Below are 24,684 nucleotides of genomic sequence, written 5' to 3'. Positions count from 1 at the left end.
TTACAACTTCAATGCTTATATTTACATTTTTAAACTAAGTTTATGAACGTACATTTTATAGCTATTGGTGGATCTGCAATGCACAATCTAGCTTTAGCATTGCATAATAAAGGATATAAAGTAACAGGTAGTGACGACACTATTTTTGAGCCTTCAAAATCTAGATTAGATGCTAAAGGTTTATTGCCTGAAACGTTTGGTTGGTTCCCAGAAAAAATTACTTCAAATTTAGATGCTATTGTTTTAGGGATGCATGCAAAAGCTGATAACCCAGAGCTTATAAAAGCACAAGACTTAGGTTTAAAAATATATAGTTATCCAGAGTTTTTATATGAGCAATCTAAACACAAAACGCGTGTTGTAATAGGAGGAAGTCATGGTAAAACAACGATTACGTCTATGATATTGCATGTAATGCATTATCATGACCGTGATGTAGATTATATGGTTGGCGCTCAATTAGAAGGTTTTGATGTTATGGTAAAGCTTACAGAAGATAATGATTTTATAGTTCTTGAAGGCGATGAGTATTTAAGTTCGCCAATAGATAGACGACCAAAGTTTCATTTATACCAACCCAATATAGCATTAATAAGTGGAATTGCTTGGGATCATATTAATGTGTTTCCTACCTATGAAAATTATGTAGAGCAGTTTAGCATTTTTGTAGACTCTATTGTTAATGGTGGAAGCATTACTTATAACGAAGAAGATTTAGAAGTAAAACGCGTAGTAGAAGCTTCAGGAAATACAATAAGAAAGCTTGCATATAAAACTCCAGAATATACAGTTAAAAACGGACAAACCTTATTAGAAACTCCTGAAGGCCCTTTGCCAATTGAAGTTTTTGGTGCTCATAATTTAAATAATCTAGCAGGAGCAAAGTGGATTTGTCAACATATGGGAATTGATGAAGACGATTTTTTCGAAGCCATTGCAACATTTAAAGGAGCAAGTAAACGTTTAGAAAAGATTGCCGAAAGTAAAACAAGTGTTGCTTATAAAGATTTTGCGCATTCACCAAGTAAGGTTGAAGCAACAACCAAAGCCGTAAAAGAGCAATACAAAAATAGAACTTTAGTCGCTTGTTTAGAGTTGCATACGTATTCTAGCCTAAATGCTGAGTTTTTAAAGGAGTATAAAGGTGCTTTAGATGCTGCAGATGTTGCTGTTGTGTTTTACTCACCACATGCTGTAGAAATTAAAAAACTAGAAGAAGTTACACACGAGCAAATTGCTACTGCCTTTGAACGAGATGATTTAATCATTTATACCAACCCAAAAGATTTTAAAGACTTTTTGTTTTCTCAAACTTTTGAGAATAAAGCTCTATTACTAATGAGTTCTGGTAATTATGGAGGTCTTGATTTTGACGAGGTAAAAGGGTTGATTAACTAAAATACCTTATCTAAAAACGCTTTAATAGAGTCTTGATTTGCTCTTAATAATTCAGCTCTTGCATTTGCAACATCATTTGGTTTTTTGTCTTGTGAGAGCTTAAATTTACCTTCCCAATGTGTGATTTCAATTTCAAAGCCAACAATGTAGTTAATTAAACCATGCATTCTTGAGTTGTCTATTGAGAGTTGGTATTTATTATCTGGTTGTTCTAAAAAGCGAGTCATATCTACCAAGCTGTGTTTTATAATGTTTTCATTTGTAATAGCAGTTACATTTCCTTTGAGGTGCACTTTTATGTAGTTCCAAGTTGGTAATTGGGTAGTAGTATAAACACTTGGCGAAATATAACATTGAGGACCAGAAAATATAACAGTTATCTCTTTATTGTTGTTTAATAATTCAGCTTGCGGATTGTATTTGTCGATATGGCCAATAAGTTTGCCACTTTCATGATATATTAAAGGGAGATGAGTTATAAATGGATTATTGTCTTTTACAGATATAATTGTAGCCAGAGGATATGTTTTAATAACTTCTATCATATGACTAATAGTATCATCTTGATGATGTTTTGGTGGGTATTGCAATGGTTTTTTAGTTTTTTAAAATGTCTGTTTATAAATTTACAATTTATATCTTTATTGCATGTCAGAAAAGCCATCTTCATTTTCTATAAAAAACTGGTCACAAGACGATCAACCAAGAGAAAAATTACGAGATAAAGGAAAGGCGACTTTAAGTGATGCTGAGTTAATAGCCATACTTATTGGTTCTGGTAATAGACAAGAAAGCGCTGTAGCTTTAAGCAAACGAATTTTAGCTAGTGTAGACAATAATTTAAATGAATTAGGCAAGCTATCTATTAAGCAATTAATGGCATTTAAAGGTATAGGCGAAGCAAAAGCCATATCAATCACTGCTGCTATGGAGTTAGGTCGTAGACGAAGAGGAGAAGAAGCATTAAAGAAAAGTAAAATCACATCTAGTACATCTGTTTTTGAATTAATGCAACCTATAATAGGCGAGTTGCCACATGAAGAATTTTGGATTATCTATTTAAATAATTCTAATAAAGTGATTCAAAAAAATCAATTGAGTAAAGGTGGTATAACAGGAACTTTAGTTGATGTACGTTTAGTGCTTAAAAATGCTTTAGAAGTTGGAGCAACAGGCTTAATACTTGCTCATAATCATCCTTCTGGAACATTAAAACCAAGTGCAGCAGATAAACAAATTACTAATAAGTTAAAAAATGCAGGAGAGAATTTAGATATAAAAGTATTAGATCATCTTATCATAACAGAAAAAGCATACTTTAGCTTTGCAGACGAAAATTTATTGTAAATGCTACTAGTTTATACGCATAAAATAACACCACGATTAAAATATGTATTTAAGCATATATGTGTAAGAGTTTTAGGTGTTCCTGTAAGTTTTACAACAACTATTGAGGATTTCATAGCTCATGATAGTATGAAGATGTCGTATACAAGACAGCCTTTAAGTAATGAGATTTTTATAAGAAGTCACGATTTATTATTTGAGCAAGGCCTTGAAGATGTTGATATTAATGTTCAAAATTGGGACAAAACAAAATGTTTTTTTTCAACAAGTGATAAGAGCAGTTTGCCATTTGATATTTTCGCGGCCTCGTTTTATTTATTAAGTAGGTATGAAGAATATTTACCTCATGTAAAAGATGAATATGGACGTTTTACAGCCGAAGAAAGCTTAGCGTTTAAAAACAACTTTTTGCACCAACCAGTTATAGATATTTGGGCTTATAAATTTAAAGCTATTCTGCAATCTAAATTTGAAGATTTTATTTTTCCTCAAAAAAAGTATAGTGTTCAGCCAGTTATTGATGTGCCAATGGCTTTTTACTTTAAGCAAAAAGGCATTATGCGTATTATTGGAGGAACGCTTAATGATATTTTTAGACTTAAGTTCAGACAGTTTTATCAACGATATTTAGTGTTAACTGGTTTTAAACGCGATCCATACGATACATTTAAGTGGATTATAAATAAGCAAAAGCAAACTAAATTTAAGTTTAAAGTTTTCTTTTTAATAGGCGATTATTCCACATTCGATAAAAATATTAACATCAATAAAAAGCAATTTGTATCGCTTATAAAATCGGTTTCAGATTATTGTAATGTTGGTTTAAAAGCTTCGTACTTTGCTTTAGATAATATTAATGTTTTAAAGAAAGAAAAGAAAAAAATTGAAAGCATAACTAACTATTCATTAGAAGCTACAAGACATTCTTTTTCTAAATTAAACTTGCCAGAGTCATATAGAAATTTGATAGAGTTAGAAATTAATCAAGATTTTACAATGGGTTATCTAAATCATATAGGTTTTAGAGCAGGAACATGTACGCCTTTCCAGTTTTATGATCTAGATTATGAGATACAAACACCATTGCAAATAAATTCGTTTCATTGTATAGATTACGCATTACTTAAAAAACAATCGTTATTAGATAAAAAAGAAGAAGTACAACGTATTATAGATCGTATAAAACAAGTTAACGGAACCTTTGTCCCAGTATTTCACAACTATAGTTTTAGTGATGATGAGCGATGGGAAGGTTTTAGAGAATTGTTTACAGATATATTAAATTCAACAGATGAAACATTCATAAGATAAAGCGTTTCACGCTGAAGGAAATGATTATTTAGGATGTTCCATGTGACATATTCAATAAAATAGAAATAAGCACATGAAAATTAAAGGCATTAAGCACGTTTTTTTTGATTTAGACCATACACTTTGGGATTTCGATAAAAATTCAGCATTAGCATTCAAAAAAATATTTGAACTTCATAATGTTGATGTCGATTTAAAAACCTTTGCTGAGGTTTATGAACCTATTAATTTAAATTATTGGAAACTCTATAGAGAAGAACAAGTAGATAAAACAAGCTTGCGCTATGGAAGATTAAAAGATACTTTTGATAGTTTAGATTATGATGTTTCAGATGCATTAATTAATCAATTATCTGAAGATTATATAACGTATTTAACAACGTTTAATCACCTTTTTGAAGGCACAATAGATGTGTTAGAATATTTAAAGTTGCATTATGATTTACACATAATTACGAACGGATTTGAAGAAGCACAACTTAAAAAAATGAACGCTTCAAAAATCACAAGCTATTTTAAAACGATTACTAATTCTGAAATGGCAGGTGTGAAAAAACCAAATCCAATTATTTTTAACCTTGCATTAAAAGTTGCAAATGCTAAACCAGAAGAAAGTATTATGATTGGAGATAATTATGAAGCAGATATTTTAGGAGCTATAAATGTTGGACTTGATGTTTTATATTTTAATTATCACAATGAAGAACCAGATGAAGATATTAAGTTAATTGATGCGCTTATAGATGTTAAAAAATACTTATGATTTATAAGAAATTAGAAATATTTATTAAGTACAAAACGTATCTTTACAGCTAAGAACAAATATAATTTTAATTAAAATGAATAAAGCTTTCTTTATATTATGTATTGCAATTATGAGTCAATTTAACTCATTTTCTCAAGAACAACTTAATGATTACAAATATATTATTGTGCCAACAAGCTATGAGTTTTTGGGGAAAAAGGATAAATTTCAGTTAAACTCATTAACTAAATTTTTGTTTAATAAATATGGATATACTGCTTTTTTAGAAAACGAAGATTTCCCTGAAGATTTACGCAATAATAGATGTTTAGCTCTTACAGCAGAATTAATAAAGGCTAAAGGAGGTCTCTTAAAAACTAAGGTTAGGTTTGATTTATTTAATTGTGATACTAAATTAGTGATTTCATCTAAAATAGGAGAGTCTAGAGAGAAAGAGTATAGTAAAGCTTATAATTTGGCTTTAAGAGATGCTTTTAAAACATTTCAAGAGTTTTCCTATGTATATAAACCAAATGAAGATATTATATCTAAAGGCTCAAAAAGAATAGAAATAGTAGATAAAGGAGACGTCAAAGCAAAAGAAGAGATTGAACGTTTAAAGAAAGAAGTAGAAGCGTTAAAAGCTAAAGAAAAAGTGGTTAAAACTAAGCCTCAAGAAGTAACTACAGAGAAAGAGATTATTAATGAATCTGTGATAGTTACAGAAGATGGCAATTTACTTTATGCACAGCCAATAAAAAATGGTTTTCAAGTGATAGATACTGAACCTAAAAAAGTGATGATTTTACTAAACTCTGGAGTGCCAAATACGTTTATAGTAAAAGGTAAAGATGCAATTGTCTATAAAAAAGGGACGCTTTGGATTTATTCAGAGAATACAGGAAGCAACTTAAAATCTGAAACATTAAATATCAAGTTTTAATAATCATATTTATCTTTCCAACGTTGTTTTAAAAAATCACGTTGAGCATTTTCTCTAGCATTATTACCAGGTTTGTATAGTGTTGTGTTTTTTATTTCGTCTGGTAAAAACTCATGCAAAGCAAAGTTGTTTTCATACTTATGAGCATATTGGTAATTATCACCATACCCTAATTCTTTCATCAGTTTCGTTGGTGCATTTCTAATAGAAAGAGGAACAGATAAATCTCCAGTTTCTTTAACAAGTTGTTGCGCTTTACCAATTGCTTCATATGAAGCATTACTTTTTGGAGATGTGGCTAAATATGTAGTACACTGACTTAAAATAATTCGGGATTCTGGATAACCAATTATTGATACAGCTTGAAACGTATTATTTGCTATAACCAAAGCTGTTGGATTAGCATTACCTATATCTTCACTAGCAAGAATTAATAAGCGTCTAGCAATAAACTTTACATCTTCACCACCTTCAATCATACGAGCTAACCAATACACAGCAGCATTTGGATCACTACCTCGAATAGACTTTATAAATGCAGAAATAATATCAAAATGTTGTTCGCCAGTTTTATCATAACGTACTGTATTACTTTGTACTTTTTGTGACACTATATCATTAGTGATTATAATTTTTTCATTTTCATCATATGAGGTAATGATGAGTTCGAAAATATTTAAAAGCTTTCTTGCATCACCACCAGATAACCGAATTAAAGCTTCGGTTTCTTTGAGCTTAATTTGTCGTTTTGAAAGTTGACCATCTTCATTAATCGCTCTTTTTAGTAAAGATTCTAAATCGTCTTTACTAAAGGAATTAAGAATATAAACCTGACAACGTGAGAGTAGGGCAGGAATCACTTCAAAACTCGGATTTTCTGTTGTAGCTCCTATTAACGTCACCCAACCTTTTTCTACCGCTTGTAATAACGAGTCTTGTTGAGATTTACTGAATCTATGAATTTCGTCAATAAATAAGATGGGGTTTTTTGTTGTAAACAAACCACCACTTTGTTTTGCTTTATCTATAACATCTCGTATGTCTTTCACGCCAGAATTAATAGCGCTTAAAGTGTAAAAAGGCCTTTCAGACTCGTTGGCAATAATATTTGCGAGTGTTGTTTTTCCAGTTCCTGGTGGTCCCCAAAAAACCATAGACGCAATAACGCCTTGTTTAAGCTGTTGTGTTAGCACACCTTGCTCACCAACCAAATGTGTTTGGCTTAGATAATCTTTTAACTGTTTTGGTCTTAAACGTTCTGCTAAAGGTTCATTCATAATGTAAAATTACAAAATAGAACGTGACAATATTTCATTAAAACTATAAATGGTTAACTATTTGAGTATAATATTATAAATTTAGCTATGAGCAATTCACAACATTTTAAATATTCAACTGGAGTTATTGCATATCCTATAGCTTTTGTAATGATAATTTGGATTGTATTTTGGATGCAAGTTCGGTTTTTTCATTCAATTAAAAGCTTCGGGATTTACCCTCAAAAACTTGAAGGCTTGAGCGGAATTATTTTTAGCCCATTTATTCATGGAGATATTCAACATTTATATCATAATACAATTCCTCTTTTTGTTTTATCAACAGCATTGTTTTATTTCTATCGAAAGATTTCTTGGAAAGTTTTAATATATGGTATTTTGTTGTCTGGCTTTATTACTTGGTGTATTGGTAGACCAGCAAACCATATAGGAGCCAGTGGCTTAATATATGTATTAGTTAGTTTTATATTCTTTAAAGGCATTTTTGCCAAGCATTATAGGCTTATAGCACTGTCTTTAATGGTTATATTTTTATACGGAAGTATGATTTGGTATGTATTTCCTGTAAAAGAAGGTATTTCGTGGGAAGGTCATTTAGGCGGATTAATTACAGGGTTTGTATTTGCTTTAATTTTTAGAAAATCTATAGCCAAACCTAAGCAGTATGTTTGGCAACAACCAGATTATAATGAAGAGGATGACCCCTTTTTAAAGCATTTTGATGAAAATGGAAATTTCATTGAAAATCTTGAGCCTGAAATTGATGAAATTGTAGAACTAGAATCGCCACCTAAAGTTACTTATATTTTTAAAGAAAATAAAGACAATTAAAGGCGTTGTCTTACAGCTTCGTATAAAAAAGCACCACAAGCTACAGAAACATTTAAAGATTCAATGTTGCCTAATATAGGAAGTTTAGCTTTTTCATCAGATACTTTTAAAACAGATGGGTTGATGCCTTTGCCTTCTGATCCCATGATAATTGCGCAAGGTTCTTTAAAAGAAACATCATATATAGTATTGTCTGTTTTTTCTGTTGCAGCAATAACTTTAATCCCTGAAGCCTGCATATAAAAAACAGCATCTTTAATGTGGTCTACTTTACAAATAGGAATTTTAAATATGGCACCAGCACTTGTTTTTATGGCATCACCATTTACTGGTGCTCCACCTTTTTTCTGAATAATAATTCCAGAAACACCTGTGCACTCAGCAGTTCTAACTATTGCTCCAAAATTACGTACATCACTTAATTGATCTAATAGAAGGAATAATGGAGTTTTACCAGATTCGGTAACATTAATTACTAGATCTTCAATATCATAAAATGTTATAGGAGCTATTTGAGCAATAACGCCTTGGTGGTTTTTTTTTGAAAGTCTATTTAATTTTTCAACAGGAACATAAGAAGAATTTAGTCGCTCCTTTTTTAAAAGGTGTTCTAGTTCTGTAAATAGTTCTCCTCTTAAGCCTTTTTGAAGAAATATTTTGTCAATATTTTCACCAGATTTAATGGCTTCTATAACAGCTCTAATACCAAAAATAGTAGTTTCTTTTTCCATGGTGTAAAGGTAAAAAAAAACCATTCTTTTAAAGAATGGTTTTTTTAGTATTGATTTTATTATTTATCAAGGAGCTGACCAATGTGGGTTTTCATCTTCTAAAAAACCTGTTCTCCAGTGACCTTCATATTTATACACAGTACCAGGATCCCAGCTAAATTCGCAGTCAAAGAAAATTTGATCTACAACTGTACCACTAGTAGTAGTGTATGTACCTCTTGTGATACGACCATTTGTTATAGTTACTGTTTCATCAGCGTATAATTCTGGTGTGTTTGGTTCACTTGAAAATGTCAAATCAGAAAGGTTTACTGTACATTTTGATTTAAGTTGCATCCAATTGTCGTGGTCATCAACCCAAAATGTATTATCATTTGCAGCAGTATTGTATGTACTAAACTGTACAAAATCTCCACCAAAAGCAGATGATAAACCATCTGGATTAAGAGCTACAGCCCACCAGTCTCCTGCAATTGCTTGTACACTTGTTCCTCCTGGATCTTGATCTCCACCTTCATCACAAGAAACTGTAAATAGACTAAGTGCAAATAATAAAACAAAGGTTTTAATTATATTTATGTTTTTCATAATTCTTTAATTTATTTTTTTAATTATTGTCTAGAGAATGTTCTTTCAAAAGTTCCGTAGAATCCACTTGCTGATAATTGCCATCTAAAATGATCATTGTCATCTATATGACCAGGTAAAAAACTTCTTACAGACAAACCGCTAGCTGAAGCATTTTCTTGAAATGGAATGTAGATTTCATCATCATTTACATTAAAAAATGTAATCATAAGTTGATTTGCACCTGTAACACCACCTGCGTTATCATATGTATATTCTCTATCAGAAATTTGTACACAAGTACCTGGACTACCATTAGATCTAGCCCAACTACCAGCTAAAGTATAAATGCTAGGTGTCGTTGACATTACAACAACTGTTCTTGTTGCTGACGCTGTAAAACCTAAATCGTTAACAGCTTCATATGTTATATAATAAACACCTGGTACATTTGTGTCGACAACTAAACTAGTAGTATATGGGTAAGGTGCTCCAGCAAGAGTTACATCTGCTCCTGGATCAACCCAAGCATCACCTTGTGGTATGATTAGTTCTGTATCACCAATAATTTCTAATACAGCATAATCTGTAGTATCACTTACATTATCTGTGCTCTCAGTATCACAAGAGCTAAAAATAAGCACTACAAGGCATAAGAGACTTTTTATTATATTATTTTTCATAATTCGTATCGTTTTTATATTAATTGTTCCACCAGATAGGTGTAGTAATTGGTACAACGGCTGGTGCATTTGCATTTCTACCAGTTTCTTCAGCAGGATATAATAAACGCTGAGGGAAAACACCTCCAGTTACACCTGTAATAGAATATGTAAATTCTCCAGGAACATAAGCCGGATCACTTGCAGGGACAGGGGAAATAGCTGGTATACCAGTTCTATGTTGTTCAAAGTAAGATTCAGCCCCATTTCCAGGATAGCTAGCTATCCATTTTTGAGTGATTATAGATGTTAATCTGTCATCAAAATTAGCACCTGTATATTCATAAACTCCTCCTGATGCAATATAAGATGAACCATCTAGTCCCCATTTATTGAAATTTTCCATTACTGCAGCATCATATAGTACTTTTGCTCCAGAACCTCCATTATAACGTTCTCTAGCTTCTGCTTGCATAAGCAAACTTTCTTCCAAGCTTATAAAATATACTGGAGTTTCAGGATGTAATATTGATACCGCTACTGAGTTAGGACTTACTGTACTATTAAAATCTCCTTGGTCTAGTGGATTACCTGTAGTATAAAATAAAGGTAATCTTGAATCTAAATTGTCAGTTAAATACGAATGCATAGTTGTACTTGCTCTTAAATTCAAAGATGTATTTAATTGTCTTTTATCTGATTCATATAAAGGATTACTAACATTTGGAGCATCAGTAAACCCTGTAAGCATAGCATCTATATCTAAAAATGGTGCGCCAGAATTCAACAATGCAGTAATTCCTGCATCTGCAACAGCAGGTCTTGCTTCTGTTTGACGTAAATAAATTCTAAGTTTTAAAGTGTTAGCAAACTTTACCCAACCAGACATATCACCACCAAAAATTAGGTCATCACCTAAAGGTATATCACCAATAGATTCATCTAAGTTACGACTTAAAGCATCATTAAGATCTGCTATCAATAAATCATAAACATCTTGTCCTGTATTAAAATTTGGTTGAAATATAGCCGGATTATTAGCTTCAGTATAAGGAATGTCACCATACCAATCAACTAACATTTGAGAAGTGTATGTTTCCAATACCGTTGAGATAAGATAATAATTCCAATTCTCTTGAGCTAAAGCTCTTCTTTTAATATTTCTTATATCTAAAAGCGCATCATAAGCATTACGCCAACCAGTCTCAGCAATAGCATCAGTAGTTCCTAATGTATAACTATCTACTACTCTATATTGACTTGACCCAGGACTTTGTGCCCACATTTGTGACCAAATACCACCAATTATGGCCCAACTTGCTCCTTGTACACCAGCTACACCTGTAATACTTCCAGGTAGTTCTACTGGAAATGCTAAGTCATCTGGAGTTAAATTATCGGGATCTCTATTAATATCCAGTTGCGAATCGCAAGCAAATATTATCCCTATTCCTATTAATGCAAATATTATTTTTTTCATTGTCTAATTTTTTATTTATTAAAATGACATTTTAATTGCGAAACCATAAGTTCTTTGAGCAGGGTTTCCTGCAAATTCTCCAAATTCAGTAACTATATCATTACCACCAAAAGTTGTCACCTCTGGATCTACATAAGGGTTTTCATCTGGAGTCCATAATGCTAGATTTCTACCATATAAACTTAGAGATAAACTACTTAATCCAGTATTTCCAATAATTTTTTCTGGAAAATTATAAGAAATTGACATATCACGTAATCTAATAAAAGTTTTGTCTATTACATGATTTACAGCTTCAGTACTTGGGTTGTTACTAGCACTATAATAACCAGTTACGGCACCAAAAGTAATTGGAGTAACATTTTCAGAATATGTACCATCTCCATTGTCTACAACAGAATTAGGAACAATAAATGTATTTCTATCATTGTAAGTTGTAGAAAGTGCATTTCCAGTAAAATTAAGTAATCTAGAAGTGTAAGAATACATTTCTCCACCTTCTTTCCAGTCTATTCCAAAAGAAAGTCTCCAGTTTTTGTATTTAAAGGTATTTTGAAGACCCATTACAAAATCTCTTTGAGAATTACCTATTTTTTGTTCTTCAGTAGATTGCTGAGGTATTCCAGTATTCGGATCTACAACAACTTGACCATCTTCATTAAGAAGAGGAACACGTGCTTGGAATTCTCCTAAAGGTTGACCTTCAATAGCATAAAAATTGACACCAAAAGCACTATTAATTAAAAGTTTATCTAATCCTTCAGGGAGCTTAGTTACTTTATTTTCGTTTTTTGTAAATGTATAGTCAATATTCCAAGAAAAATCATCTGTTCTAACTGGAACTAAACCAAGAGCAACTTCAATACCTTTATTTTCTATATCCATAAAGTTACCAAAAATACGGTTATAACCCGTTGAGTTAGGTAATAAAAGAGATGTAATTGAACCATCTGTTGTTTTTTTGTAATACGCAACATCGGCAGTTACTCTATTATTAAAAAATCGACCTTCAAATCCTATTTCATATTCATCTGTAAATTCTGGTTCAATATCTAAATTTCCTAGTGTTCTTGCAATTTCAAATGAATTTAAACCTGCAAATGGGAAATTTATGTTTCCAAAATATGCAACAGCACTTGCTTGTAAAGCTGAACTCTCTGTTAAGTAAATAGGCGCACTATTTGCTAGAGAAGCATAACCTGCACGAAGTTTTAAGAAATGCTCACCATTATCTATGGCAATACCACTTAGGTTTACCGATGGATAGAAAAATGAATTACTTCCTATAGCTAGAGTAGAAGTCCACTCATTTCTTCCTGTAACATTTAAATAGATACGCTCTTTATATGATAGAGTTGCTGCTCCAAAAGCTGAATATCCTTTAAGTTGACTGTTGTTTTGAGTTGTAATAGGCAATACAGCTGAGTTAGATATTTCATAAAAATTTGGAATATCTAAATTAGTAATTGAAACCTGTAAACTATTAAAATATCTGTTGTTCATAGAAGCACCTAAAGAGGCTTCTAATCCAAAATCTTCACTCAATGATTTATTGTAGTCAAAGCTCAAAAATGTTTCATACTGTCTTCTTTGATCTGTGTACTCAGTTACACCACCAGCATTAGTTGTACCACCTAATAAAGCTTGTGGTGAGCCAGGAGTATAATTAATTACTGCACCATGACTATGACGTGTACCATTTGAAATATCAGCACCAATTTGTAATGTACCTACTAAATTCGTTGCTAAATCATAAGACATATTTATATTACCATAAAAGCGCTCTCTATCTAAAGTGGTTTCATTCTCATTAAGCACCCAATAAGGATTACGTGAATAAGGTGTGTAAAAATTATCATTATTATTAAAAGGATTATTGGTGTAATCCGCTAAATCTAAAACACTAACACCTCTTGGTATTTGTATTAATTCTTGCATAAAACTTTCACCCTCACCAGCATTGTCTCCTTGACCTGTATTTACTGCATTTTGCCTTGTTTGAGCATAATTAGCATTTACACGTAATCTAAATTTATCTCCTGCTATACCGCTATTTAAACTTAGTGTGTTTCTATTAAGCGCATCTGCATCTGTAGGGATAATTCCATCTGTATCTACTCTAGTATAAATAAGAGAAAAATCTGCTTTATCGCTACCACCACTTAAACGTAAAGAGTTAGTGAATGTATTACCTATATCATAAAAGTCTTTGATATTATCTTCAAGATTTTCATAAGGTTTAATTTGCTGAGAAGCATTTACGATTTGCCCCCATACACGAAGGTTTCCATTAAATAATGGCCCCCAAGACCCATTTTCATTAGTTGCGCCTTGACCACCATTTGGAAGACCAGAAAAATCTACACCATTCCAACCTTGTCCCCAACGTTGCTGTAAATGTGGTATTCTTGCTACTTCTAAAAAGTCAATAGAACTATTTAACTCTACTTTTAATTTTTGTCCAGAACGTCCTTTTTTAGTTGTAATAATAATAGCACCACCATTTGCTCTACTCCCATATAATGCAGTTGCTGCTCCACCTTTAAGAATATTTATACTAGCAATAGAATTAGCATCTAAATCATTAATATTTGTTCCACCATCAAATGATCTATTAACATCCGTAGTTAAACCACTAAGACTACTACTGTTAGATGCAGATGAAATAGGTGTTCCATCTATAACATAAAGAGGACCACTTCCATTTAATGAACCATACCCTCTTAAAACTATTTTAGTTGAAGCCCCTGGTTGATTAGGAGCAGAGATATCAACTCCTGCAACTTTACCAGATAAACTTTCAAAAGGGTTAAGTGTTGCTACTTCAGTTAGTTTTTCACCAGAAACTGCAGTCGCCGCATAACCTAATGACCTTTTTTGTTTTTTCTTACCAAATGCTGTAACCACAACTTCTTCAAGAGCTTCTGTGTCTTCTGCTAGTTGAACGTTTATAGTATTTGAAGCTCCTACAGAGACTTCTTGTGTAGCATAACCAACAAAACTAAACACAAGTGTACTACCAGTATTTGCTTTGATGTTATACTTTCCGTCAAAATCGGTAGAAGCACCTGTTGATGTGCCTTTAACCAAAACGGTTGCTCCAGGTAATGGTAAACCAGAATCATCTGATACCGTTCCTGAAATTGTTTTTTCTTGCGCAAAGGTCATTTGCACAACAAACGCTAGTAATAGCGTTAGAATTCCACTAAACTTTGTTTTCATATTTAAATTAATTTGAATTAGCCTGAGCCAAAAGTCATAATAAAAAGTTAATTAAACAATAAATTTTACTTAAAATTTCAAAAAAACTACATGTTTACTGTTTTAGAAGCTAGTAGTTAAGCTTAAATGCACTTTAGAATCGGAGAATTTAAACTTCTGATTTTCAGTTTTTGCGCTTGTATAATTAAATTTAAATAGACCAGCTTTAGTGAGTAATCCAAACCCAAAACCAAAACCGAAAAGCTTCTCTTTAGCATTTGAACTTTGATTTTCAAAATAGGAAGCATCAATTACAGAGTGTACATAAAGACTGTTGTTTAGTTTATATCTGTATTCCGTATTTAAAACAGCATATAAATCTGCTGTTAAGCTGTTTTCTTCAAATCCTCTAATAGAATTAATGCCGCCAAAACGAAGTAGTTCATTTTCTAAATAGGTATCAGAATTTAAAATCGCGCCATTGAGTCTGAGGTAGATGTTGTTTTTTCTATTTAAATTAAATATTTTAAATGAATTTATAGTGAATTTGGATTGGTTGAAGTTTTTATTATTAGTTTTCCGATTACCTATACCAGCTGATATGTCAAACAAGAAATTAGTTGGGAATAGTAAATCATAATTTTGTCGTTTAACATGTGTGTAATTTAAAAAGTACTGATTTGATTTGTAATCATTTATTGAAAAAGAGTTGATATCTAAAAGGTCTGTTGAAGTTGTTGAAGTAATTCCTACTGAAATACTATTGCTAGGATTAATTTGATAATTAATCTTTGCTGTTTGTGATGAGGTAACAAAAGTTGAGTCTTTTTTAAATATATTTAATTCTAGTCCAAGACCTATTGGTGAGCCAAACAAATACGGCATGTCTATTTTAACATCAAATGTTTTCTGTTCGTTCTCATCACTCTTATAAAGTAGTTTTATAGATTCACCAAAATTCAGATTATTTGTTAAGTTTAGATTTAAATAACCATCAAACTCTATTTTACCAGTTTGTTCATTTGTTCCAAAACCTAAAAACCCATCAAAGGCATTACTTTTTGTTTTTTCTACATACATATACAATATGGTAGAATCTTTACTAAATAAAACTTCAGAATCTTTAATCTTATTTGCAAATTGTAGATTGTTTAAGCTTAAAGTTTTTTCTTTTACTTTTTTTAAGTTGAAATTTTGCTTTGGTTTTATTTTTAAATAATGGTTAAGATAAGATTTAGGAAATTTCTCATAGCCTTTAACAACAATCTTATCAATTAGTCTTTTGGATTGTTTAGAAACTGATAAGTCTGCTACTAAAGCAGTATCATCTTTTTTTCTAATATTGGCTAATTGTAAAGTAGAAAAAGGGTCGCCATTATTTGCGATTTCAGAATTTAAAAGCTGTAGAGTGTTTTCAAGTTTTTTGACTTCAATCTCAAAATAACTATCCGTTATATTTTCTGAAATTAAATCAAGCATGCTTTTGTCTATTATACCATTATAATATATATGTATAACATTGTAACGATTTCTTAAATTAAATTTAGCAGTAAAAGTAGAGTCATTTTCTTTCTTTAATTCTAAAAGTATGCTTTCTAAATAGCCAGATGAATTATATTTTTTTTTAAGTCTTTTTATTTCAGAATCAAGAGATAGATAATCTTTATGAGATTTGGTATAAGATATAGAGTCAATAATCTTCGTTTCAATTTCATTTTTCCCGACTACAGACAGGTTTAAAGATTGCGCTAATAAACAATTAGAGCAGATGAAAAGAAAAAGTAGTTGTAAAACTGGAAATTTTATTGACATAAAAATGAATATAATTTTCAAAACTAACGGATTTTGCTAACTAAAAATATATGTAAGCGAAAATAATTTATTAAACTTTTGGAAATTAATTGTTTTCCGTTTGAAAAATTCAAATTTATTTCTACCTTTGCAGCCCTCAAAAGAGAGGGTTTAATAAAATTTATATAGAAATATATGCCAACAATTTCACAATTAGTACGAAAAGGAAGAGCCAAAATAACTAAGAAGAGCAAATCGGCTGCTTTAGATTCGTGTCCACAAAGACGTGGTGTGTGTACTCGTGTTTATACAACGACACCTAAAAAACCTAACTCAGCAATGCGTAAGGTAGCAAGGGTTCGTTTAACAAACGGAAACGAGGTTAATGCATACATCGGTGGTGAAGGACATAACTTGCAAGAGCACTCGATAGTATTAGTTAGAGGTGGAAGGGTAAAAGATTTGCCAGGAGTTAGATATCACATTGTACGTGGTGCTTTAGACACAGCAGGTGTTTCAGGTAGAACGCAACGTAGATCTAAGTATGGTGCAAAACGCCCTAAGAAGTAATTTAAAACTTTAAGAAGAAGACATGAGAAAAAGAGCAGCGAAAAAAAGACCGCTTTTACCAGACCCTCGTTTTAACGATCAGTTAGTGACTCGTTTTGTAAACATGATGATGTGGGACGGAAAGAAGTCTGTAGCGTTTAAAGTATTCTATGATGCAATTGATATTGTAGAATCAAAAAAGACTGATGAAGAAAAAACAGCATTAGAAACATGGAAAGATGCATTATCTAACGTTATGCCTCACGTAGAAGTACGTAGTCGTAGAGTTGGTGGAGCAACATTCCAAATTCCAATGCAAATTCGTCCAGATCGTAAAGTTTCAACAGCAATGAAATGGCTTATCGGTTATGCACGTAAAAGAAATGAAAAATCTATGCCTCAAAAATTAGCAGCAGAAATTTTAGCAGCAGCTAAAGAAGAAGGAGCAGCTGTTAAAAAGAGAGTTGATACTCACAAAATGGCAGAAGCAAACAAGGCATTCTCACACTTTAGATTTTAATTTAAGATGGCAAGAGATTTAAAATTCACAAGAAATATAGGTATTGCTGCACATATAGATGCAGGAAAAACTACAACTACAGAACGTATTCTGTATTATACAGGTGTGTCTCACAAAATTGGAGAGGTACATGATGGTGCTGCAACTATGGATTGGATGGAGCAAGAGCAGGAAAGAGGTATTACCATTACATCTGCAGCTACAACTTGTACATGGCAGTTTCCAATTGAAAACGGAAATCCAACTCCAGATACAAAAGGATATCACTTCAACATTATTGATACTCCAGGTCACGTAGATTTTACCGTAGAGGTTAATCGTTCATTACGTGTACTTGATGGTTTAGTATTCTTGTTTAGTGCCGTTGATGGTGTTGAGCCGCAATCTGAAACAAACTGGAGGTTAGCAGATAACTATAAAGTGCCAAGAATTGGATTTGTTAACAAAATGGATCGTCAAGGTTCTAACTTTATGGCTGTTTGTCAACAAGTGAAAGATATGTTGAAATCTAACGCTGTGCCAATTGTTTTAAACATTGGTGACGAAGCAGATTTTAAGGGTATCGTCGACTTAGTAAAAAACAGAGCTATCGTTTGGCATGATGAAACTCAAGGGGCAACTTTTGATGTTGTCGATATTCCAGAAGAATTAAAAGAAGAAGCTCGTAAATATAGAGCACTTTTAATTGAAGAAGTTGCAACATATGATGAGAACCTTCTTGAAAAATTCATGGAAGATGAAGATTCTATTACAGAAGAAGAAGTGCATGCTGCACTTAGAGCTGCTGTTATGGATATGGCTATCATTCCAATGATTTGCGGTTCTGCGTTTAAAAATAAAGGGGTACAGTTTTTGTTAGATGCTGTTTGTCGTTATTTGCCTTCTCCAACAGATAAAGAAGGTATTGTAGGAACTAACCCAAATACAGATCAAGAAGAAATTCGTAAACCAGATGTAAAAGAGCCTTTTGCTGCATTAGCATTTAAAATTGCTACAGACCCTTTTGTAGGTCGTTTAGCATTTTTCCGCGCCTATTCAGGTCGTTTAGATGCTGGGTCTTATATCTTGAACAACCGTTCAGGTAAAAAAGAGCGTATTTCTCGTATCTATCAAATGCACTCAAACAAACAAAATGCTATCGATTTTATCGAAGCAGGAGATATTGGAGCAGCAGTTGGATTTAAAGATATTAAGACTGGTGATACTATGTCTGATGAAAAACATCCAATTGTTTTAGAATCTATGGACTTCCCAGATCCAGTAATTGGTATTGCGGTTGAGCCTAAGACAAAAGCCGATGTTGATAAATTAGGTATGGCTTTATCAAAATTATCTGAAGAAGATCCAACATTTACTGCAAGAACTGATGAGGCTTCAGGACAGACTATTATTTCTGGAATGGGTGAGCTTCACTTAGATATTATTGTTGATCGTTTAAAGCGTGAGTTTAAGGTTGAAGTAAATCAAGGCCAACCACAAGTAGAGTACAAAGAAGCCATTACACAACGTGCAGAACACAGAGAAGTTTATAAGAAACAATCTGGTGGGCGTGGTAAATTTGCTGATATCGTATTTACATTAGAGCCAGCAGAAGAAGGTAAAGTAGGATTAGAATTCGTTTCTGAAATTAAAGGAGGTAACGTTCCTAAAGAATTTATCCCTTCAATTGAAAAAGGATTCAAAATGGCAATGGTTAACGGACCATTAGCAGGCTACGAAGTTGATGCTATGAAAGTAACGTTAACCGATGGATCTTATCATGATGTAGATTCTGATCAATTATCGTTTGAATTAGCAGCGAAACTCGGATTTAAAAATTCAGCAAAAGCTGCAAAAGCGGTAATCATGGAGCCAATCATGAAGCTTGAAGTAATCACTCCAGAAGAAAACATGGGTGATATCGTAGGTGATTTAAATCGTCGTCGTGGTCAAGTTAGTGATATGGGAGACAGAGCTGGAGCAAAAACTGTAAAAGCAACTGTACCATTATCAGAAATGTTTGGATATGTAACAACATTAAGAACATTGTCATCAGGTCGTGCGACATCAACTATGGAATTTTCACATTATGCTGAAACACCTTCAAATATATCTGAAGAAGTAATTAAGGCAGCTAAAGGTGTTGAAGCTTAAAATTTAAGAAAATGAGTCAAAAAATCAGAATAAAATTAAAGTCTTACGATCATAGCTTAGTAGATAAGTCTGCAGATAAGATTGTAAAAACAGTAAAAAGCACAGGTGCTGTTGTAACGGGTCCAATTCCATTACCAACACACAAGAAAATTTTCACTGTATTACGTTCACCTCACGTAAATAAGAAGTCAAGAGAACAATTTCAATTAAGCTCTTATAAGAGATTATTAGATATTTACTCTTCATCTTCAAAAACAATTGACGCTTTAATGAAATTAGAATTACCTAGTGGAGTTGAAGTAGAGATTAAGGTGTAAGCAAGTAAGACGACGTACTATCGAAAGTAAATAACTTTCGTTACATGTCCTTAACGATCGGTTAAGGAAAAACGGTAAAAATACAATTCAAGGTCGAATGTATTTTCGACCTTGAATTTTTAATAAATAGTAACAATAAATAAATTAATAATTATGTCTGGGTTAATAGGAAGAAAAATCGGTATGACCAGCATTTTCGATGAAAATGGAAAGAATATTCCATGTACAGTAATCGAAGCTGGACCATGTATCGTTACCCAAGTCAGAACCGAAGAGGTAGACGGGTACAGTGCCCTTCAACTTGGTTTCGATGACAAGACAGAGAAAAGTGCTACAAAAGCTGAAATTGGTCATGCCAAGAAAGCTGGTACTTCTGTTAAAACAAAAGTCGCGGAATTTCAAGGATTTGAAGGAGATTACAAATTAGGAGATGCAATAACAGTAGAGCACTTTATAGAAGGTGAGTATGTAGATATTGCTGGAACTTCAAAAGGTAAAGGTTTCCAAGGTGTTGTAAAACGTCATGGATTTGGTGGTGTAGGTCAAGCAACGCATGGTCAACACAACCGTTTAAGAGCTCCAGGTTCTATTGGTGCTGCTTCATATCCTGCAAGAGTATTTAAAGGAATGAAAATGGCCGGAAGAATGGGTGGCGAAAGAGTGAATGTTGAAAATTTAAGAGTATATAAAGTAGTTCCAGAAAAGAATTTACTTGTAGTTAAAGGATGTGTTCCAGGACACAAAAACTCTTATGTAATTATTCAGAAGTAATGAAAGTAGCAGTTTTAGATATAAACGGAAAAGACACAGGTAGACAGGTAGACCTTTCTAAAGATGTGTTTGCTATTGAGCCTAATAATCATGCAGTATACTTAGATGTTAAGCAATATCTTGCTAACCAACGTCAAGGAACACATAAGGCTAAAGAAAGAGCAGAAATTACAGGAAGTACACGTAAAATTAAAAAGCAAAAAGGTACTGGTACAGCAAGAGCTGGTAGTATCAAGTCTGGTGTATTTAAAGGTGGTGGACGTATGTTCGGCCCAAGACCAAGAAATTATAACTTCAAATTAAACAAAAACCTTAAGCGTTTAGCACGTAAATCTGCCTTAACTATGAAGGCAAATGACAAGGCAATTGTTGTATTAGAAGACTTTAATTTTGATGCGCCAAAGACTAAAAACTTTACAGCAGTACTAAAAGCTTTAGATATCCAAGACAAAAAATCATTGTTTGTGTTGGGTGCTTCAAATAATAATGTATATTTGTCATCACGTAATTTTAAAGGGTCTGACGTTGTAATTAACTCAGAATTAAGCACTTATAAAATTATGAACGCAAATAAACTAGTTCTTTTAGAGAGTTCTTTAGAAGAAATTGAATCGAATTTAAGTAAATAAGAAAGTCATGAGTATCTTAATTAAACCTATAATCACAGAAAAAGCAACTATAAACAGTGAGTTAAACAACTGTTTTAGCTTTCAAGTGAATACCAAGGCGAACAAGGTAGAAATCAAAAAAGCAGTTGAAGCTGCTTATGGCGTTTCTGTTGAAAAAGTTCGTACTATAAATGTCCGTCCAGATAGAAGTACTAAGTTCACAAAAACTGGTATTCAACATGGTAAAACAAATGCTGTTAAAAAAGCAATTGTACAACTGGCGGAAGGTGAGACTATTGATTTATACAGTAACATGTAATTAGACAAAAATGTCAGTAAGAAAATTAAAACCAATCACAGCAGGTCAGCGATTTAGAGTAGTTAATGGATTTGACGCCATTACTACTGACAAGCCGGAAAAGAGTTTACTCGTTCCGAACAAAAGATCTGGTGGTAGAAACAGTCAAGGAAAAATGACCATGCGCTATATAGGTGGAGGTCATAAGAGAAAGTATCGTATTATCGATTTTAAACGTAACAAAACTGGAGTTCCAGCAGAAGTTAAGTCTATAGAGTACGATCCAAACAGAACAGCATTTATCGCTTTATTAAACTACCAAGATGGTGAAAAGCGTTACATCATTGCTCAAAATGGTTTACAAGTTGGGCAAAATGTGGTTTCAGGAACTAGTAGTATAGCTCCAGAAATTGGAAATGCAATGCCGCTTAGCGAAATTCCATTAGGAACAATTATTTCTTGTATCGAATTGCGTCCTGGACAAGGAGCAGTAATGGCAAGAAGTGCAGGAGCATTTGCTCAGTTAATGGCAAGAGATGGTAAATTTGCAACAGTTAAATTGCCTTCAGGAGAAACACGTTTAATACTTGTAGATTGTATGGCTACTATTGGAGTAGTGTCTAACTCAGATCATCAGTTGTTAGTGTCAGGTAAAGCTGGTAGAACAAGATGGTTAGGAAGACGTCCACGTACAAGACCAGTAGTAATGAATCCTGTTGATCACCCAATGGGTGGTGGAGAAGGTAAATCTTCTGGTGGACATCCACGTTCTAGAAATGGTATTCCTGCTAAAGGTTATAGAACCCGTTCTAAGACAAAAGCGAGTAATAAATATATTGTAGAACGTAGAAAGAAATAATTGAGATAATATGGCACGTTCATTAAAAAAAGGACCTTACATCCATTATAAATTAGACAAAAAAGTAGCAGAAAATGTTGCTTCAAACAAAAAAACAGTAATCAAAACTTGGTCTAGAGCCTCGATGATTACTCCAGATTTTGTTGGTCAAACAATTGCAGTACACAATGGTCGTCAATTCGTACCAGTTTATGTTACTGAAAATATGGTAGGTCATAAATTAGGAGAATTTTCACCAACAAGATCGTTTAGAGGTCATGCAGGTGCAAAAAATAAAGGTAAAAAATAGTAAGCTATGGGAAGTCGTAAAAAACAAATGGCAGACGCTATTAAGGAAGACAGAAAGAAAGTTGCATTTGCAAAGCTTAATAACTGTCCTACATCACCAAGAAAAATGCGTTTAGTTGCAGATTTAGTAAGAGGTGAAAAAGCTGAAAAAGCACTTCAAATATTAAGATTTAGTTCTAAAGAAGCATCACGTCGTTTAGAGAAATTGTTATTATCAGCAATTGCTAATTGGCAAGCTAAAAACGAAGATGCAAGTATAGAAGATGCAGATTTATTTGTGCAAGAAATTAGAGTTGATGGTGGATCAATGTTAAAAAGATTACGTCCAGCACCTCAAGGTCGTGCACACAGAATTAGAAAAAGATCTAATCACGTAACAGTTGTGATTGGAGCTAAAAATAACACACAAGCTTAAATAGAGATATGGGACAAAAGACAAATCCAATCGGAAATCGTTTAGGAATTATCAGAGGATGGGAATCTAACTGGTATGGTGGAAATGATTATGGTGATAAACTTGCTGAAGACGATAAAATCAGAAAGTATATCCATGCTCGTTTATCAAAAGCTAGTGTATCTAGAGTTATTATTGAGCGTACGCTTAAACTTGTAACCGTTACTATCACTACTGCTAGACCTGGTATTATTATCGGTAAAGGTGGTCAAGAGGTAGACAAGTTAAAAGAAGAACTTAAGAAAATTACTGGAAAAGAAGTTCAGTTAAACATCTTTGAAATTAAAAGACCTGAACTTGACGCATTTTTAGTAGGATCTAGTGTTGCTCGTCAAATTGAGAATCGTATCTCATATAGACGTGCAATAAAAATGGCTATTGCTGCTGCTATGCGTATGAATGCTGAAGGAATTAAAATCCAAATTAGTGGCCGTTTAAATGGAGCTGAAATGGCACGTAGCGAACACTACAAAGAAGGACGTATTCCTTTATCAACATTTAGAGCTGATATTGATTATGCTTTAGTTGAAGCACATACTACTTATGGTAGATTAGGTGTTAAAGTATGGATCATGAAAGGTGAAGTATATGGTAAAAGAGAACTTTCTCCGCTAGTTGGTTTATCCAAAAAGCAAGGAAAAGGTGGACGAGGAAACAAGAATCAATCTCGTCGTAGAAAGTAATTTTTTAAAGAAAAGAAAACATGTTACAACCGAAAAGAACAAAATTTCGTAAGCAACAAAAAGGTCGTATGAAAGGCAATTCTGGAAGAGGGCATCAGCTTTCAAACGGAATGTTTGGTATAAAATCATTAGACTCAAAGTTTATAACATCTCGTCAAATTGAAGCTGCACGTATTGCTGCTACACGTTATATGAAAAGAGAAGGGCAATTATGGATTAAAGTATTTCCAGACAAGCCTATTACAAAGAAACCTCTTGAAGTACGTATGGGTAAAGGTAAAGGTGCTGTTGAGTATTGGGTGGCAGTTGTTAAACCAGGAAGAGTATTATTTGAGATAGCAGGAGTACCTGTAGACGTAGCAAAAGAAGCTTTACGTTTAGCAGCACAAAAGCTACCAGTAAAAACGAAGTTCCTTATAGCTCGAGATTACGAAGCTTAATAAAATAATATTATGAAGCAAACAGAAATTAAGCAGCTAACAGTAGCTGAGTTACAAGAAAAACTTGGCGAAACAAAGAAGAGTTATGCAGACCTAAAAATGGCTCATGCAATATCTCCTTTAGAAAATCCAATTCAGTTACGTAACGTAAGACGTTCAGTAGCAAGAATTGCAACAGAATTAACTAAAAGAGAAATACAATAATTGTATTCTGGCTGAAAGATGGAAAAAAGAAACTTAAGAAAAGAACGTATAGGAGTAGTTACTAGCAACAAAATGCAAAAATCAATTGTAGTTGCCGAAGTAAAAAAAGTAAAACATCCTATGTATGGAAAATTCGTTTTGAAAACAAAGAAATATGTTGCTCACGACGAAACAAACGACTGTAACATTGGTGATACAGTAAAGATCATGGAAACACGACCTTTAAGTAAATCTAAATGTTGGAGATTAGTAGAAATAATTGAAAGAGCGAAGTAA

General features: G+C 32.8%; 28 protein-coding genes. 20 read left to right on the top strand and 8 right to left on the bottom strand.

All coding sequences use genetic code 11. The annotated features are described in order from the left end of the window. Positions 1–42: 42 nt before the first annotated feature. Complete coding sequence (locus tag BXY80_RS12645) at positions 43–1,398, top strand: UDP-N-acetylmuramate--L-alanine ligase (RefSeq protein WP_120202494.1); 1,356 nt, start codon at positions 43–45, stop codon at positions 1,396–1,398. On the opposite strand, the gene BXY80_RS12640 is transcribed toward BXY80_RS12645, so the two are convergent. After that, positions 1,395–1,988, bottom strand: coding sequence for an FMN-binding negative transcriptional regulator (locus BXY80_RS12640; RefSeq protein ID WP_120202492.1), 594 nt, complete (start codon positions 1,986–1,988; stop codon positions 1,395–1,397). The genes BXY80_RS12645 and BXY80_RS12640 overlap by 4 nt on opposite strands. Before the next feature lie 58 nt (positions 1,989–2,046). Between BXY80_RS12640 and radC the strand changes: the two genes are divergently transcribed. The 4 genes from radC (at position 2,047) to BXY80_RS12620 (ending at position 5,744) form a co-directional block, all read left to right on the top strand. Further along, positions 2,047–2,745, top strand: coding sequence for a RadC family protein (radC, locus tag BXY80_RS12635; RefSeq protein WP_120202490.1), 699 nt, complete (start codon positions 2,047–2,049; stop codon positions 2,743–2,745). Further along, positions 2,746–4,056 (top strand): polysaccharide deacetylase family protein, encoded by a 1,311-nt coding sequence (locus BXY80_RS12630; protein WP_120202488.1) that lies wholly within the window; start codon positions 2,746–2,748, stop codon positions 4,054–4,056. It begins immediately after the preceding gene. 73 nt (positions 4,057–4,129) lie between these two features. Further along, on the top strand, positions 4,130–4,819 hold the full coding sequence (locus BXY80_RS12625; RefSeq protein ID WP_120202486.1) for a YjjG family noncanonical pyrimidine nucleotidase: 690 nt from the start codon (positions 4,130–4,132) through the stop codon (positions 4,817–4,819). A gap of 76 nt (positions 4,820–4,895) precedes the next feature. Further along, the gene (locus BXY80_RS12620; RefSeq protein WP_120202484.1) at positions 4,896–5,744 is read left to right on the top strand and encodes a hypothetical protein; all 849 of its coding nucleotides are present in this window, start codon (positions 4,896–4,898) and stop codon (positions 5,742–5,744) included. On the opposite strand, the gene BXY80_RS12615 is transcribed toward BXY80_RS12620, so the two are convergent. Then, positions 5,741–7,021, bottom strand: a complete 1,281-nt coding sequence (locus tag BXY80_RS12615) for a replication-associated recombination protein A (protein WP_120202482.1) — start codon at positions 7,019–7,021, stop codon at positions 5,741–5,743. The two genes, BXY80_RS12620 and BXY80_RS12615, sit on opposite strands and share 4 nt — an antisense overlap. Before the next feature lie 87 nt (positions 7,022–7,108). Between BXY80_RS12615 and BXY80_RS12610 the strand changes: the two genes are divergently transcribed. Further along, positions 7,109–7,852: a rhomboid family intramembrane serine protease gene (locus BXY80_RS12610; RefSeq protein WP_120202480.1), complete on the top strand. Its 744-nt coding sequence runs from the start codon at positions 7,109–7,111 to the stop codon at positions 7,850–7,852. On the opposite strand, the gene rlmB is transcribed toward BXY80_RS12610, so the two are convergent. The 6 genes from rlmB to BXY80_RS12580 form a co-directional block, all read right to left on the bottom strand. Further along, on the bottom strand, positions 7,849–8,583 hold the full coding sequence (gene rlmB, locus BXY80_RS12605; protein WP_120202478.1) for a 23S rRNA (guanosine(2251)-2'-O)-methyltransferase RlmB: 735 nt from the start codon (positions 8,581–8,583) through the stop codon (positions 7,849–7,851). The genes BXY80_RS12610 and rlmB overlap by 4 nt on opposite strands. A gap of 66 nt (positions 8,584–8,649) precedes the next feature. Beyond that, a complete protein-coding gene (locus BXY80_RS12600) occupies positions 8,650–9,171 on the bottom strand; it encodes a lipid-binding protein (RefSeq protein ID WP_120202476.1) in 522 nt (173 codons plus the stop codon). Positions 9,172–9,194: 23 nt separating this feature from the next. Beyond that, positions 9,195–9,833 carry an immunoglobulin-like domain-containing protein gene (locus BXY80_RS12595; protein WP_162843315.1) on the bottom strand — a complete coding sequence of 213 codons (639 nt, stop codon included), beginning with the start codon at positions 9,831–9,833 and terminating at the stop codon, positions 9,195–9,197. A gap of 19 nt (positions 9,834–9,852) precedes the next feature. Further along, a complete protein-coding gene (locus tag BXY80_RS12590) occupies positions 9,853–11,292 on the bottom strand; it encodes a SusD/RagB family nutrient-binding outer membrane lipoprotein (RefSeq protein WP_120202472.1) in 1,440 nt (479 codons plus the stop codon). A gap of 18 nt (positions 11,293–11,310) precedes the next feature. Then, entirely contained in the window at positions 11,311–14,514 is a 3,204-nt protein-coding gene (locus BXY80_RS12585) for a SusC/RagA family TonB-linked outer membrane protein (protein WP_120202470.1), read from the bottom strand. Positions 14,515–14,616: 102 nt separating this feature from the next. After that, positions 14,617–16,305: a BamA/TamA family outer membrane protein gene (locus tag BXY80_RS12580; RefSeq protein WP_120202468.1), complete on the bottom strand. Its 1,689-nt coding sequence runs from the start codon at positions 16,303–16,305 to the stop codon at positions 14,617–14,619. A 174-nt stretch (positions 16,306–16,479) separates the two neighbouring features. Between BXY80_RS12580 and rpsL the strand changes: the two genes are divergently transcribed. The 14 genes from rpsL (at position 16,480) to rpsQ (ending at position 24,684) form a co-directional block, all read left to right on the top strand. Then, positions 16,480–16,854, top strand: a complete 375-nt coding sequence (rpsL, locus tag BXY80_RS12575; protein ID WP_019386263.1) for a 30S ribosomal protein S12 — start codon at positions 16,480–16,482, stop codon at positions 16,852–16,854. A 22-nt stretch (positions 16,855–16,876) separates the two neighbouring features. Continuing rightward, a complete protein-coding gene (gene rpsG / locus BXY80_RS12570; protein ID WP_120202467.1) occupies positions 16,877–17,353 on the top strand; it encodes a 30S ribosomal protein S7 in 477 nt (158 codons plus the stop codon). Positions 17,354–17,359: 6 nt separating this feature from the next. Continuing rightward, positions 17,360–19,486, top strand: a complete 2,127-nt coding sequence (gene fusA, locus BXY80_RS12565; RefSeq protein ID WP_120202465.1) for an elongation factor G — start codon at positions 17,360–17,362, stop codon at positions 19,484–19,486. A gap of 11 nt (positions 19,487–19,497) precedes the next feature. Continuing rightward, entirely contained in the window at positions 19,498–19,803 is a 306-nt protein-coding gene (rpsJ, locus tag BXY80_RS12560) for a 30S ribosomal protein S10 (RefSeq protein WP_106461997.1), read from the top strand. 153 nt (positions 19,804–19,956) lie between these two features. Beyond that, positions 19,957–20,574 carry a 50S ribosomal protein L3 gene (rplC, locus tag BXY80_RS12555; protein ID WP_120202463.1) on the top strand — a complete coding sequence of 206 codons (618 nt, stop codon included), beginning with the start codon at positions 19,957–19,959 and terminating at the stop codon, positions 20,572–20,574. Further along, positions 20,574–21,203 (top strand): 50S ribosomal protein L4, encoded by a 630-nt coding sequence (gene rplD / locus BXY80_RS12550; protein WP_120202461.1) that lies wholly within the window; start codon positions 20,574–20,576, stop codon positions 21,201–21,203. The genes rplC and rplD overlap by 1 nt, the downstream gene beginning before the upstream one ends. Before the next feature lie 7 nt (positions 21,204–21,210). Then, positions 21,211–21,501 (top strand): 50S ribosomal protein L23, encoded by a 291-nt coding sequence (gene rplW / locus BXY80_RS12545; RefSeq protein WP_120202459.1) that lies wholly within the window; start codon positions 21,211–21,213, stop codon positions 21,499–21,501. A 10-nt stretch (positions 21,502–21,511) separates the two neighbouring features. Continuing rightward, positions 21,512–22,339, top strand: coding sequence for a 50S ribosomal protein L2 (gene rplB / locus BXY80_RS12540; RefSeq protein WP_120202458.1), 828 nt, complete (start codon positions 21,512–21,514; stop codon positions 22,337–22,339). Between the two features lie 10 nt (positions 22,340–22,349). Next, a complete protein-coding gene (gene rpsS, locus BXY80_RS12535) occupies positions 22,350–22,628 on the top strand; it encodes a 30S ribosomal protein S19 (protein WP_120202456.1) in 279 nt (92 codons plus the stop codon). Positions 22,629–22,634: 6 nt separating this feature from the next. Continuing rightward, a complete protein-coding gene (gene rplV, locus BXY80_RS12530) occupies positions 22,635–23,042 on the top strand; it encodes a 50S ribosomal protein L22 (RefSeq protein ID WP_120202454.1) in 408 nt (135 codons plus the stop codon). Between the two features lie 8 nt (positions 23,043–23,050). Further along, positions 23,051–23,764 (top strand): 30S ribosomal protein S3, encoded by a 714-nt coding sequence (rpsC, locus tag BXY80_RS12525; RefSeq protein WP_120202452.1) that lies wholly within the window; start codon positions 23,051–23,053, stop codon positions 23,762–23,764. Between the two features lie 20 nt (positions 23,765–23,784). Beyond that, entirely contained in the window at positions 23,785–24,204 is a 420-nt protein-coding gene (gene rplP / locus BXY80_RS12520; RefSeq protein ID WP_120202450.1) for a 50S ribosomal protein L16, read from the top strand. Between the two features lie 12 nt (positions 24,205–24,216). After that, positions 24,217–24,408: a 50S ribosomal protein L29 gene (rpmC, locus tag BXY80_RS12515; RefSeq protein ID WP_120202448.1), complete on the top strand. Its 192-nt coding sequence runs from the start codon at positions 24,217–24,219 to the stop codon at positions 24,406–24,408. A gap of 18 nt (positions 24,409–24,426) precedes the next feature. After that, positions 24,427–24,684: a 30S ribosomal protein S17 gene (gene rpsQ, locus BXY80_RS12510; RefSeq protein ID WP_006988541.1), complete on the top strand. Its 258-nt coding sequence runs from the start codon at positions 24,427–24,429 to the stop codon at positions 24,682–24,684.

The sequence above is a fragment of the Ichthyenterobacterium magnum genome (assembly GCF_003610635.1).
In the GTDB taxonomy this organism is placed as follows: domain Bacteria; phylum Bacteroidota; class Bacteroidia; order Flavobacteriales; family Flavobacteriaceae; genus Ichthyenterobacterium; species Ichthyenterobacterium magnum.
Note: the sequence above shows the minus strand (reverse complement) of the source record. Positions and strands in the feature narration are given on the sequence as shown.